The 13,082-nt window shown below is 66.5% G+C and carries 9 protein-coding genes; 2 read left to right on the top strand and 7 right to left on the bottom strand.

Annotation, left to right across the window (positions count from 1 at the left end):
* Positions 1-3: 3 nt before the first annotated feature.
* The 5 genes from ABZX79_RS21370 to ABZX79_RS21350 all read right to left on the bottom strand — a co-directional run bounded on the left by ABZX79_RS21370 (position 4) and on the right by ABZX79_RS21350 (position 10,423).
* A complete protein-coding gene (locus tag ABZX79_RS21370) occupies positions 4-1,599 on the bottom strand; it encodes a serine/threonine-protein kinase (protein WP_355260066.1) in 1,596 nt (531 codons plus the stop codon).
* Between the two features lie 128 nt (positions 1,600-1,727).
* Positions 1,728-4,955 carry a DEAD/DEAH box helicase family protein gene (locus ABZX79_RS21365; RefSeq protein ID WP_355259809.1) on the bottom strand — a complete coding sequence of 1,076 codons (3,228 nt, stop codon included), beginning with the start codon at positions 4,953-4,955 and terminating at the stop codon, positions 1,728-1,730.
* Positions 4,952-6,238, bottom strand: a complete 1,287-nt coding sequence (locus ABZX79_RS21360) for a restriction endonuclease subunit S (protein ID WP_355259806.1) — start codon at positions 6,236-6,238, stop codon at positions 4,952-4,954. Before ABZX79_RS21360 ends, ABZX79_RS21365 begins: the two co-directional genes overlap by 4 nt.
* Complete coding sequence (locus tag ABZX79_RS21355; protein ID WP_355260063.1) at positions 6,235-8,217, bottom strand: class I SAM-dependent DNA methyltransferase; 1,983 nt, start codon at positions 8,215-8,217, stop codon at positions 6,235-6,237. Before ABZX79_RS21355 ends, ABZX79_RS21360 begins: the two co-directional genes overlap by 4 nt.
* A gap of 121 nt (positions 8,218-8,338) precedes the next feature.
* Positions 8,339-10,423: an N-6 DNA methylase gene (locus ABZX79_RS21350; RefSeq protein WP_355259803.1), complete on the bottom strand. Its 2,085-nt coding sequence runs from the start codon at positions 10,421-10,423 to the stop codon at positions 8,339-8,341.
* Positions 10,424-10,559: 136 nt separating this feature from the next.
* On the opposite strand from ABZX79_RS21350, the gene ABZX79_RS21345 reads away from it, so the two are divergent.
* The gene (locus ABZX79_RS21345; protein ID WP_355259799.1) at positions 10,560-11,399 is read left to right on the top strand and encodes a hypothetical protein; all 840 of its coding nucleotides are present in this window, start codon (positions 10,560-10,562) and stop codon (positions 11,397-11,399) included.
* 58 nt (positions 11,400-11,457) lie between these two features.
* Here ABZX79_RS21345 and ABZX79_RS21340 read toward each other — a convergent pair whose 3' ends face one another.
* On the bottom strand, positions 11,458-11,640 hold the full coding sequence (locus tag ABZX79_RS21340; protein WP_355259796.1) for a DUF397 domain-containing protein: 183 nt from the start codon (positions 11,638-11,640) through the stop codon (positions 11,458-11,460).
* Complete coding sequence (locus tag ABZX79_RS21335) at positions 11,637-12,473, bottom strand: helix-turn-helix transcriptional regulator (protein WP_355259793.1); 837 nt, start codon at positions 12,471-12,473, stop codon at positions 11,637-11,639. Before ABZX79_RS21335 ends, ABZX79_RS21340 begins: the two co-directional genes overlap by 4 nt.
* Positions 12,474-12,655: 182 nt before the next feature.
* Here ABZX79_RS21335 and ABZX79_RS21330 point away from each other — a divergent pair, with 182 nt between their 5' ends.
* Positions 12,656-13,048 carry an ATP-binding protein gene (locus tag ABZX79_RS21330; RefSeq protein WP_355259790.1) on the top strand — a complete coding sequence of 131 codons (393 nt, stop codon included), beginning with the start codon at positions 12,656-12,658 and terminating at the stop codon, positions 13,046-13,048.
* Positions 13,049-13,082: the final 34 nt, after the last annotated feature.

The raw sequence follows: 13,082 nt of genomic DNA, 5'->3' as shown, positions 1-13,082 counted from the left end.
CGGTCAGTTTCTGCGCGTGGCGGCCCGGCCGGTGCCGGTAGTACGCGAGGTGCGCAGCCGGATACGTACGAGCGCGTCCCGCACCTGGGCGGTCTCCGGGGCATCCGGTCCGTACTCGGCCATCAGGTCCCGGTACAGCGGCATCAGCACCTCGACCGCCTCGCGCAGCCGGTCGACCGCCTGAAGCAGCAGGCCGACATGCCTGCGTACCTCAAGGACGTCCATATCGCTGTCCGGCAGCCCTTGCCTCATCTGTCCCAGTACGGCCTCGAACTCGGCCAGCGCACCTTCGCTGTCGCCGAGCTCCATCCGACAGAAGGCGGCCTGCCTGCGGCAGTAAAGGGCATCCTCGCCGCGGGCGGGACCTGCGGCCTCCAGAACCTCAACGAGCGCCTCGTACTCCGGCAGTGCTCGCCCGTAGTCATCGTCACAGAAGAGCGCGAGCGCGTGGACAAGACGGAGGCCGACCATCAGCGGTTCGGAAGCGCTACGGACGGCGGCAGCACGGGCCAGGACATCCTCCAGCATTCCGGATGCCTGGGAGAACCGCTCCTCCTCGACGAGCGCCGCTGCGTGACCGCGGGCCTGCTGCAGTTCCTCATCCGGTACGGCAGGGGCGCCCGGCCGCAGTGGCGACTCCACAACGGTCGGCGTGTACACGGCCTTCTCGGCCGGGCGGGGACGGGGCGCGAGCGGACGGCGGTAAGGGCCCGTGGGGTCATTGATTCCCTGCCCCCGTTGCTCGGTGGTCCGTTCGGGGTCGGGTGCGGGAAGAAAAGGCACCAGACGGTCGTAGACATCCTGGGCTGAGTCAGGCCGCTGATGGGGCACCTTGGCCAACAGATCCAGGACCAGCCGCTCCAGTGCCGGGTCCACCTCGGCGCGCAGCCCGCGTAGCGGGGCCGGCGCCCGGTACATGTGGTCCTCCATCAGCTGGAACTCCGCCTCGGCCGTGAACGGCGGATTCCCGGCGAGCAGTTCATGAAGGATGCAGCCAAGCGCGTAGAGATCACTGCGCGGGCTGACCGCGGCCGCCTGGATCTGCTCGGGCGACATGTAGCGGCGGGTGCCGATGATGTGCCCGGTGGACGTCAGCTTGGTGACATCGGTTCCGAGCACCGCGGCGACTCCGAAGTCGAGAACCTTCACGGTGCCGTCCCCGGCGACCATGATGTTGTCCGGCTTCAGGTCGCGGTGGACGACGGGCACGGCGTGCGCGTACGAGAGCACCGAGCAGACCTGCGCGGCGACGGAGACCGCCCAGGGGACCGGCAGCACGCCGGGCCTGGCGAGGATGTCGGTGAGCAGCGCGCCACGCACCAGCTGCATCACCATGTAGACGCCGTCCGCCGCCCGGTCGAGCACCGCGTCATGGACCGCGGGCACCCCTGGGTGGTCGAACTTGGCTGTGACCCGGGCTTCCCGCTTGAAGCGCTCGGCCAGCTCTTCCGCGTCCGGGCCCGGCGTGGTCAGGTCCCGGCGGATGAGTTTGACCGCTACGTCCCGGTTCAGAATCGGATCGTAGCCGAGCCAGACCTGTCCCATACCCCCAGTACTGATCCTGGTCCGCAGTTCATAGCGTTCGGCGATGACTCGCACTTCTGGCGCCACCTGCGCTGTCCTCCCCGTGCCCCGTGATCATGTGTGCCCAGTGTGGCGCGTGTCGCCGTGAACCGTCCACGGTTACGGGGAGTTGCCGTGGACGGTCCGCGCTGCCCGCGGCGGGTTCAGGCCGCGTCGTCCATCCCAAGTTCGCGGCGCAGCATGCGGAAGGCGTGCCGCCGCAGGTCACGCTTGATCGACTCCCGGTGATCCCGGTCATCGTGGAAGTAGTGGTCCCCCAACTCGCGTACGGAGTCGATGTGCTTCATCATCTCGGCGTCCAGTACCGGGTCGATGACGTGCTTGAATCCGTCCTCGTCGTCCTGCGAGGCGGATCGCCGCACCTTCTCGTCGGCCATCACCGCCCGCAGCGGCACGATGAAGTCGTCTTCGGTGAAGTCCGTACCGAACCGCTCGTTGAACTGGTCGATCACCTTGGCCAGCGGCGATTTCTCGGGCTCAGCCGCCCCACCGGCACCACTGCCGAAGCCCTTCAGTTCGACCGCGCCCTCGGGAGTCAGGCTCACATTGACCTCTCCGACCCTCTCCAGGCGCACGGCCTCGAGCCGGGTTTCCCCGATGTCCACCCCTCCCCCCTTGCGTGGGGGCAGCCTGCGCAGCAGATGCTGCCCGAAGAGGTGCAGGCGCTCCAGATCGATGTCGATGTACGGCACGATCTGCGCGAGGAAGCTGTACTTGCGCACATAGTCGGCGAGGTCGGCCCGGAACTGCTCGGCGCTTTCGTGCTCGGCCGGCACTTCGCTGTCTCTGAGCGCGATGAACCTGTCGCGGGCGGGGTCGGTGTGCCGGTAGAGCTCCGCGTGCAACTTCTCCCAGCGGGTTTCGTCACCGGCCGCCGCGTCCTGCGCCCTGAGGTACGCCGCCACGAAGGACTGCATCTCGTCGACGAGCAGGATCGGCGGATCCATGACTTGATGCTGCGCGTCGTAGACCAGGTTGGGGTCGGTGGGCATGGTCTGGGCTTCTTCGAAGAACGGCCGGAACTCGCTCTGGATGACGTGCGGGTCGTTCGCGAAGTCCAGGACACACAGATCCTGCTGGTCCTTGAGCGGGTGCGTGCGATTGAGGCGGGAGAGCGTCTGTACGGCAGCGACGCCCTTCAGCTTCTTGTCGACGTACATCGTGGTCAGCAACGGCTGGTCGAAGCCCGTCTGGTACTTGTCCGCGACCACCAGGATCCGGTACTCGCGCTGCCGCCCGGCTGATGTGCCCTTCTTGTCGTCGGCCGCGGTGTACGCGAACCTCTTGCGCAGCTCGCCCTCCGAGAAGCCGTTGAGCTTCGCCTCGGTGACCTCCTCCTCTCCCTCCTTGAGAGAACCGGAGAAGGCGACCAGGACCCCGGGGTCCGGATGGCCGCTGTCGTCGAAGTACTTGACGATCTGCCGGTACAGCTGGAGCGCGCCGTACCGCGAACGGCACACCACCAAGGCCTTGGCCCGCCCTCCCAGCCGCCTGCGGGTGTGGGCCATGAAATGCTCCGCGATCACCCTGGCCCGCTGCACGGCGGTCGTGGTGTGGCTGTGCGCGGTCAGGGCGAGCAGCGCGTTGGCCTTCTTCTTGTCGACCTCGCGGTCCGCCTCGTGCGGGTCCTCGTTGACCATCTGCCAGTACGTCTCGTACCTCACGTACTGGCACAGCGGATCGAGGATGAACTTCTCCTCGATCGCCTGCCGCATGGAATAGGTGTGGAAGGGCTCGTAGAGGCCGGTGAGCGGGTTCTTCGTGCCGAAGAGCTTCAGCGTCTTGTGCTTGGGGGTGGCGGTGAAGGCGAAATAGGAGAGGTTCGCACTCTGGCCACGGGCGCGGGCGGACGCGGCGAGACGTTCGTCGGTGGTGGGCTCCGAAGCTTCCGCTTCCGCTTCCGCCTCGGCCTCCGCCTCCGTGGCTCCGGTCTCTTCGTCGTCGGCGTCGAGGCCGAGATCGCGCAGGGCCTTCTTGACGTCGGTGGCGGCTTCGCCCGACTGGGAGGAGTGCGCTTCGTCGACGATGATCGCGAAGCGACTGCCGCGTATCTCGACGGGCGACTTGCGCAAGTAGGCGAGCAGCGCGGGGAAGGTCTGGAGGGTGACGATGAGGATTTTCGCCGTCTCCTGCGCGAGCGCATCCGCCAGCTGGGACGACTTCGAGCCGCCCTTGCCGCCGATGCCGAGGACCAGGCCATTGGTCTGCTGGAAGTCACCTATGGTTTCCTGCAGCTGATCGTCCAGGACCGTGCGGTCCGTGATCACCAGCACCTTGTCGAAGACCGACTCGTGGCGTGCGTCGTGCAGGTCGGAGAGCCGGTGGGCGAGCCAGGCGATGGTGTTCGACTTGCCGGACCCGGCGGAGTGCATGATCAGGTAGTTGTGCCCCGCTCCGTTCCGCGCGGCGTGTGCGGTCAACTCCCTCACGGCATGCCACTGGTGGAAGCGCGGGAAGATCAGCTTCTTGACGGTGCTGCCGTCATCCTTCTTCTCCGTGCTCTGGTGAACGTACCGCTCCAGCAGATCCAGCCAGGTGTCCGGGTGCCAGATCTGTTCCCAGAGGTACGAGGTCCGGTACGTGCCGGCGGGAGCCGCGTCGGGGATCGCCGGGTTTCCGGCACCGCCGCGGTTTCCGGGGCCGTCGGAGCCGGTGTTGAAGGGCAGAAAGACGGTGTCCCTGCCCTTCAACTGGGTGGTGAGGAACACAGCGTCCGGATCGACCGCGAAGTTCGCGAGGGCGCGCTTGGCGAAGAGCGGCTCCCGGTGATCCCGGGTGGTCCGGTACTGGTGCATGGCCTCGGCGGTACCGGTCCCGGTGAGCGGATTCTTCAACTCGGCCGTGGCGACGGGGATGCCGTTGACGAAGAGGGTGAGGTCGGGCTTGTTGCCCTCGTCGTTGCTGGTCGCGCCGTCCGGCGCACGGCGGGTGGCGTAGACGAGGTCGCGGACGACCGTGAGCCGGTTCTTGCCGTACGAGACGAGGGCGCTGGGGTCGATCGTCTGCGACGGCTTGAAGTAGGCGAGGTCGAAGTGGATGCCATGCGCCTTGACCCCTTGGCGGAGGGTCTGGAGGGTGCCCCGCTTGTCGATCCACTTGGCGAGGTGCTCGGCGAACGCGCGCTGGGCGGTGTCGGGGTCGTTGTCGTAGTAGCCGGCGTAGTTCAGCCAGGCCTTGTTCTGGGTGGCCCCGATGAACGCGAAGACCTGTGCGGTGTCGAGGGCGAGGTCGCGGCGGTAGTCGGAGCTGAGGCCCATCTCCCAGCCGTGGGCGAGGAGCTGGTTCATGATCGCGACGCGGAACGCCTCTTCGTGGTGGACTTTGTGCTGAGGTCCTTTCGGGCCTTTACTGAACGGATTGCTGTGAATCACGGAACTCGCACCCCCCGTGCGGTCGTTACGTCGATTTGGCCGGTCACTGCGGCGGTGATCAGGGCGCGGCGGCGCTCGGCGAGCAGGTCGAGTTGGCGCTCAATAGTCTTACGCAATGCGGCTGTATAAGCTCGGGACTCGGACACTTGCGCCACCAGCGCTCTCTGGGCGTCTTCGTCCGCCAGCGGAATTGGCCATTCCTTGATTTCCTCGAAGCGGAGATTCGCCATGGACTGAGAGGCGCCATTAGCAGCTGCCGCGCAGAGACCACGCACACGGCTGCCACTCGCGATTGCCGAAACATAGTGCGGATCGAGACGCGCATCCAGCCTGACCCGAAAAATCTTGTCGGACAGCAGGAGGCCTTTACGGACGGTGGGGACGACAGCGGTCGACCCCACCAACGCGGGAGTGTTAGCCCGGGTGACCAACAGGTCTCCCTGACGCACCTCGTCGCGCGGGTCGAATTCCAGCGCCGTGGGCAGTCGCTTACTCTCTCCCGGGTAGAACTCCCCGGGGCGAAGACAGCTGACCTTAAGCACTCCCCACTCGCCCTCAGGGGCAGGCACCGCCTCACACTGCGGACTTGTGCCCTGATTCACGCCCGCTACGAAGCGACGCAGCGGAGCGGTTCCGAAGCGGGAAATGTTCGCATCGATAGCCAGATCCAGCACGGCGGCTGCACGCTCAAACAGCAACTTGAGGAGCGCCTCAAGATTTCCTTTCATGCGGTCGATGCGGCTGACCTCGACATCAAGGAAAATCGAAATTCTCCGCTGTTCCTCAGCAGGCGGAAATGGTACTGGCGCATCGCTGAGTCGATCGCGATTCAGCTCGATCTGGTTCGTCGCGCCTACTACTAGCGCCGCATAGATGTATTCCTGAAAGGGAATCGATGACAGCCAATAGTAGAGAAACCGGGAGTCCACTTCGGGCGGGATCGCCCGCGCCACGGTCACATGAGTGTCCGCCATACAGGGAATCTCATCCGGTCCCCCTTGGAAGTAGCCGATTCGCCCCAGGGTTCCGGTCCCGGTTGAATTGATGAGGATATCCTCCGGCAACAAATAGCCCTTAAGCCTGCGGGGATCCCCAGTCGCATCATGAAACCGAGTCCGCGCCCAGTCCAACCCCCCAGGTTGATTAGCCGCCTGACTGATGGCGCGCACGGGTCCATTGTCAACGTAGTCCGGAGCAGATCCCCGGTTCAGCAGGGACGTGACGCGCTTCAGGCGGGAAGCGGTCCAGCCCTCCGGCAGCGCGGTTCCAAGTACCTCGGTCACTTCGTCACCTCCCCGAGCAGCCGCTGGATCTCGGCCTCCAGCGATGTCAGATCCGAGTCGATCTCTTCCAACGGCCTCGGCGGCTCATACACATAGAACTGTCGCGTGAACGGAATCTCGTAGCCGATCTTCGTCTTCGTGTGGTCCACCCACGCGTCCGGCACGTGCTCCAACACCTCGCGCTTCATGTACGCGTCGATGTCCTCCTCCAGCGGAACGTTCTCGTTGTCGCGGAGGTCAGGGTCCGGTTCCGGGTGCGGGTCGCCCTTCTTGAGGTACTGCTCCTCGCCCTCGGGATCGCGCACCCCCACCACATCCCGTAGCGCCTTCTGGAAGGGCTTGCCCGTCGGCATCATCAGGCCCGTCGGCACCAGCGCCTGACGGATCGCGTCCCACGCCTCTGCCTTGGTCTCCCATCGCTCACCCACCAGCGACTTCAGCGCATCCGCGAACGCCCCCGCATCAACCGCCTTGTCGATCGCAGCCGAAGCCCGGAGCGCGGTCAGCGTCTCCTCCGTGACCTCGAAGCGCAGCTTCAACGGCCGCTCCACGGTGATGCGTTGGTAGCCGAACTCCTTCGTTTCAAAGATCTTCGCGTTCTCCGGCAGCGACTGCTCCTCGTCGGCCGCGGCAGCCACCGCCTCCATGTACATGTCGGTCACCGCTGTGATCTGAGCATCGGAGATGACCTTGCGCTTGTCGCCCAGCGACTTCCGCATCTTCGTCCACTGGCCTCGCGCGTCCAGCAGGATGACCTTGTCCTTGAGGCTCCGGTGCTTCCTGTTCGACAGGATCCAGAAGTAGGTTGAGATCCCGGTGTTGTAGAAGAGCTGGTCCGGCAGCGCCACGATGGCCTCCAGCAGGTCCTCTTCCTCCAGGATCCACCGCCGGATGTCGGACTCGCCGGAGCCGGCCCCGCCACTGAACAGCGGCGACCCGTTGAAGACGATCGCGATACGGCTGCCGCCCTTACCGTCAGGAGTCACCGGCTTCATCTTCGAGATCATGTGCTGGAGGAAGAGGAAGGAACCGTCGCTGATCCTCGGCAGTCCCGCATGGAAGCGATCCCCGTTTCTCGCGAACCGCTCCACCTCCTGCTTGACCTTCTTCCACTCCACTCCGAAGGGCGGGTTCGCGACCAAATAGTCGAACTTCTGGTCCTTGTGGCCGTCCTGGGTGAAGGAGTTCCCGTACTTGATGTTGTCCGGTTCCTGCCCCTTGATCAGCAGGTCGGACTGGCAGATGGCGTGCGACTCGGGGTTCAGTTCCTGCCCGTACAGCCCGACAGTCGTTTGCGGGGCCTTGCGCTTGATGTGCTCCTCGGTCTCGCTGAGGATGCCGCCCGTCCCGCAGGCTGGGTCAAGGACCGTCCTGGTCTTGCCCTCCCCTTCGTCCGGGGCCAGCAGCAGGTTCACCATCAGCCGGACCACCTCGCGCGGCGTGAAGTGCTCACCGGCGGGGTTGTCTTCGGAGAACTTCCGGATGAGCTCCTCGAAGATGTAACCCATCTGATGGTTGTCGATGCCGTCCTTGTCGTCCGGCCCCTTCGGCAGCCGCAGATCGATCTTGGCGAATTCGCCGACCACCTGGTAGAGCAGCCTCTTCTCCTGCAGATCGGAGATGTGCTTCTCGAAGTTGTACCGGTCGAGGATCTCCCGGGCGTTTTCGGAGAAGGCGCCGTAGTACGACTTCAGCAGCGTCTGCGCCTGTGAATGATCCTTAGCGATCAGCTTGAAGGTGAGTTCGCTGGTGTTGTAGAACCCGTGCCCCGCGACCTCGCGGAGCTTCATCTCCCGGTAGGCCAGCGGACGCCCCCGCTCTTCCATCTCCGCAACTTCCGCGAGCACTTCGGCCTTCGTCGGCTCCAGCACACAGTCCAGCCGCCGCAGCACCGTGAACGGAAGAATGATCTTCCCGTAGTCATGCGCCCGGAAGTCGCCGCGCAGCAAGTCGGCGACTTTCCAGATGAAGTTGATCATCTCCGAGTGCCTGCTGTGGTCCTGCTCCACCGTTGTCCTTCCGGGCCGCCAGGGCGGCGATTACTTCAGTGCGGTACGTACGCGGTCAGTGTGTCGTGTGTGCGGGGAAGCCCGCATAGGTTCAGGCCGGTGGCGGTGGCCGCAAAGCGCCTGCCGTGAGCGCGGCCCGCAGCTGCCCGGCCGTCTCCTCGCCCTGGAGCGCGGCCCGGCGCAGAGCCGTCGTAAAGGTGTGCAGCCGCCGGAACGCCGCCCCGTATGTCTGCTGCTCCTCCAGCGGTAGCAAGGGAACTTGGAGCCTGCGCGCGTCCACCCGAACGATCGATGTCCCCTGGCTCGCCCGCTGCACATTGGCCGGGTCGGCGAGGAACCCGGCCAGGAACCATGGGTCGAGCCGCGCCTCGTCCGGGCGCAGTAGGTGCAGGTTCCTGCCGAGCAGTGCCCCAGCGTCGGTGTCGTCCGCAACCCGCGCGGCGGTCCTGTCCGCGGACAGCAGGGTCCCGGGGATGATCACGTCCCCGACCTTGATCCGCACCGCGTCCTCGTCCCCTGCCGGACCGCGCCCGGACGGGGAGCGCCCCTCGTTCACATCCGCAGCCGTGAGGACGGGATCGTCGCCACCCGAATCCCCGTTGCCGCCCGTCGCCTTGGGCCTGAGCAGAGTCAGCGCCCCCGTACGAATCAGATCGGCGAGCGGGGCCATCGTCCATGGCCCGCCCGTCCGGGAGACGCCCCAATCGTCGCTCGGGGCGAGTGCCGATGCCTGCGACAGCACGGAGCCGAGGCTGTCTCGACGGCCGCTCAGGGTACGGCGGAGGTCGGCTACCGGCGGCAGGTCGCGCTCCCCCGCGAGTCGTGGCGCGGGCGTGAGGTCGACTGTGTCGTCGAGCAGATCCGTGATCGGGACGGCACGGTACACGCCTGGCATGGCAGGGCACTTCTCAGGCGCTGTAAGCAGCTCTCGGTAGGTGACGGAGGGGCGCCCGCCACGGCTGTTCATGTCCGGCAACGACTTGCAGTTCATGAACAGCACATGACTGCTCTCTGCGTCACTGTCCCCGCCCGGCCTGCGCAGCACCCACAGATGCAGTCCGACATGCGCCGGCGGAGCAGCGCCGGCAGGCAGTGCCAGCACGGCGCGCAACGCACCTTGCCGTACGAGCGCCGCCCGGATCCGCCGCCCCGAACTCCGGGAGGCGACGGACGGTGGCAGCAGCATGACCACCACACCACCCGGCCGCACCCGCGACAGGCAGTGCTGCACCCAGGCGAGCTCGGACTCGGACCGGGACGGCAGGCCGTACTCCCAGCGGGAGTCGTACGCCAACTCGTCCGCGCCCCAGTCACGTTCGTTGTACGGGGGATTGCACAGGACCGCGTCGAACTCCCCACCCGTATGCCGGGATCGGGCGAGAGCGTCCTCGGCGTCGACAGAGCAGTGCCCTTTCCCGCCCAGCCGGAGGGAGAGCCGGGCGGCGGCCAGCTGGGCCAGGTGCCGGTCCCGGTCCTGGCCGTCGAGCTGCGTGGCCCCCCGGATCCGGGCCGCCTCCAGCAGGTCCCCCGTCCCGCATGCCGGATCGAGTACGGCGCTCAGCGCGTCGTCCGGCGACGCGGCCTTGGCCAGTGTCGCCATGAAGTGGGCCACCGCCTCCGGGGTCCCCGGCCCGCGCCTTCGCGACTCGCTCGCGTAGCGGTCGAGCAGGTCCGACAGGACCTCGTCCGGCGTCTGCCGTGTCGCGGCCGCCGCGAGCTCACGCATCAGCGATGCGGAACGCAGCAGGGCGAGCGGCTCAGGCATGTCCTGAAGTACTCTCCCGATCTCGTCGAGCATGCCGTCACCGAGACCCTCGTCGTCCAGGTCCGGCGCTTCGGCGTAGTGAACGTAACGCGTCTCCCGTGAAGTGTGACCTTCGCGTTCCAGGAAGGCGAGGAAGAGCGCGGCCCGGGCCATCGCTTCAGTCAGCCCCGATCCCTCGGCCTCTCGCAGCAGCTCCCGCCACAACTGCTGCTGCTCGGTGAACTGCGGGAGGCGGCCATGCTCGGCCAGCCACCCCTCCACATCCTCCAGCGTGAATGTGGGACGCGATTCCGTACCGCCCGTGGGAGCGGGGAAGTCGGAGTGGCGGCGCCGCCAGTTGGTCACGGTCGCGCGGCCGACGTCCGCGATACGGGCGATCTCGGAGGTACTCACCGTGGTCGGTGCGGCCATCAGCAGCCCCCTTCGTCTTCATCGAACACGCACGAACAGTACAGCACGACGAAATGCCGTTTGACAATGCTTTCAGGCGATGCTGTCATCGTTGTTGTCGACGAGTGCTGCCGCTGATGGCAATGGAGGGGACGTCATGCAGAGCAACGTAGAAGTGATCACGCCCGAGCTGGCCCGCGACTGGCTGCTTCTCAACACCAAGAACCGCCCGCTGAGCAAGGCGTTCGTCCAGCAGCTCACCCAGCAGATCGAGCGCGGCGAGTGGCAGCTCACCCATCAGGGCATCGCCTTCGACGATCACGGCGCACTGATCGACGGCCAGCACCGATTGGAGGCGGTGGCGAAGGCGGGCGTCCCCGTGCAATGCGTGGTGACACGCGGGGTGGCGCAGTCCGCGTTCACCGTGATGGACACCGGCCGCAAGCGCAGCGGGCGCGACGCGCTGGCCCTCGCGGGCGAGGAGCACAGCACCCACCTGGCGGCGGCCCTGCGCGGACTGCATCTCTACTTGACCGCCCCGGACTCCGCGTGGAGCGGGCAGAGCGCCGCGGTCAGCAACGATCTGCTGCTCACCGTCCTCGACCAGCACCCCGGTATGCGGGACGCTGTCCGGGCGGCGATCCCAATGAACAAGGCGTTCCGCATCACCGTGACGGCCGCCGCGGTCGGCTGGTACGCGACCACCGATGCCCGCCCCGAGCTCGATCAGCTCCCCTGGCACGAGGCCCTGGTCACCGGTGCGGGGCTGCGCATCGGTGACCCGCGGCTGACTTTGCGCAATACGTTGCTGAACCTGGCGGCCGGCAAGACCCACCGCAGGCGCGACGACTCGCGGGAGCACTTGCTCTACTACCTCAAGTCCTGGAACGCCTGGGTCGAGGGCCGCGACATGAAGCTGCTCCGTCGTTCACCGGGCGAGACGATGCCGCGCGTCTCACGGCACACGGCTCGGCCCCGGTTCGCCGAGGGAGCCTGAAGGTACCTTGACCTGACGCCGTATCGGTTTCAGGGCAAAGGAAATTCAGTGGTCCGGGTCAGCTCGCCACGTACGTCACGAAGGCGGTCCAGCTGCGGGGGGTGAGCGACAACTGCGGGCCCTGTTCGTCCTTGGAGTCCCGGACGTGCACGGCATCGGGGCTGGTGGTGACCTCGATGCAGTTGTCGCCACCTGTGCCGCTGTAGCTGCTCTTGAACCAGACCAGTTCGTCGGTACTCATAGCGCTCCTCGCATCTGCTCCAGCAGACCCACTGTGGCCTCGCGTCCGAGGGGCTGCGAGCGCATCTTGCCATAGCGCTGGAGCCATGAGCTGACCTGTTTCGGGCTGGAAGTCAGACCACTGCTGTCATGGCCTTCGAAGTAGCCGATCCAACTGTTGTCCGGGGTTTCGGCCAAGTACATCGAGCCGTCCAGCCCAGCGTGATCTTCCGTTCGCAGCGGCATGATCTGAATCTCCACGTTGCGAAGGCAGATCAGTTCCAGCAGGTGATCGATGAGCACCTGAGTCACCGCCGTCCCACCTGTACGCCTCTCCAATACGGCTTGCTCAATGATGAAGCTGAAGGCGACATTGACCCTTTCGGCCAACGTGCCCTGCCGCGCCAGACGGGCGCCGACCTGCTGCTCAATCTGTTCGTCCGACAGCGGGGGAAGCCTGCTGCCGAACACGGCTCGGATGTAGGCCTCCGGTTGCAGCAGCCCGGGAATCAACCGGCACTCGTACGCGTAAAGACTGATCGCCTCCTCCTCGATCCCCGCCCACTGCCTGAACCACGAAGCCAGCCCCGCCCGCCGCGTCAGGTGCCGGGCCGCCGCCCGCAGGACCCTGTCCGCGTCGAGGACTTCCTCCGCCCGCTCGATCAGGTCCTTGGGCGGGAACCTTCTGCCCTGTTCGATCGAGGCCACATAGTGCGGCGAGTACCGGACCCGGGGCCCGAACTCCTCCTGTGTCAGGCCGGCCCGCTCCCGCAGTGCCTTGAGTACCGCCCCGAACCCCTTCAGCGCTTCCGAAGGTTCCGGCTCACCACCGCCGCTGCTCGTCCCACCCGCCATGCCCGGTCACCTCCGTGCGTTCCACTGAGCCACCCAACCTGCCTATGGTCACGGTCAGTTACGGGGTACTGTCCATCACGCACGCTCGTACAAGCGGCCCTGTACGGGTGTCGCGCCTGTTCACCCCGGGTCCGTGGCACGACCGTTTACCTCATGCCGCACCTTCGCCTGTCACCGTACGTATGTGCAGCCAGCGGCTCAGCCCGACTCCGCGCGGCGCGCGGCTCGCTCGCATACTGGCCGTCGCCCAACTCATCGAGTGGGGGTTCCCGCACGACAGCCCAGCGGTGTCCAGCGGCGCCGCACTCGTCGCGGAACTCGCGGCGAACGCCGTGACCCACGGCCGCGTCCCCGGACGGGACTTCGAGTTCCGCATCACGTTGGCCCCGCGCACTCTGCGTATCGAAGTCGCCGACGCTCGCTCCGAGCGCCGACCGTCCTCCTCGCTCGCCCCTCCCCCGCCCGACGCCGAATCGGGCAGGGGGCTGCTGGTCGTCGCGGCGCTCTCCTCGCGCTGGGGCGTCGACGAGCGTGAGGGGCCGGGAAAGACGGTCTGGGCGGAACTGGACCGCTGACCCGCGTCACCGTGCCCAGTGCCGCCGGAGGCCC

The sequence above is a fragment of the Streptomyces sp. NPDC002994 genome (assembly GCF_040611155.1).
Classification (GTDB): Bacteria; Actinomycetota; Actinomycetes; order Streptomycetales; family Streptomycetaceae; genus Streptomyces.
This window is presented reverse-complemented; position numbering and strand designations above follow the sequence as displayed.

Excerpts from the sequence above, each read along its gene's own strand:
- ABZX79_RS21340 (WP_355259796.1), bottom strand. The coding sequence starts at position 11,640 with ATGAGTACCGACGAACTGGTCTGGTTCAAGAGCAGCTACAGCGGCACA.
- ABZX79_RS21355 (WP_355260063.1), bottom strand. The coding sequence starts at position 8,217 with ATGATCAACTTCATCTGGAAAGTCGCCGACTTGCTGCGCGGCGACTTC.
- ABZX79_RS21350 (WP_355259803.1), bottom strand. The coding sequence starts at position 10,423 with ATGGCCGCACCGACCACGGTGAGTACCTCCGAGATCGCCCGTATCGCG.
- ABZX79_RS21335 (WP_355259793.1), bottom strand. The coding sequence starts at position 12,473 with ATGGCGGGTGGGACGAGCAGCGGCGGTGGTGAGCCGGAACCTTCGGAA.
- ABZX79_RS21345 (WP_355259799.1), top strand. The coding sequence starts at position 10,560 with ATGCAGAGCAACGTAGAAGTGATCACGCCCGAGCTGGCCCGCGACTGG.
- ABZX79_RS21330 (WP_355259790.1), top strand. The coding sequence starts at position 12,656 with ATGTGCAGCCAGCGGCTCAGCCCGACTCCGCGCGGCGCGCGGCTCGCT.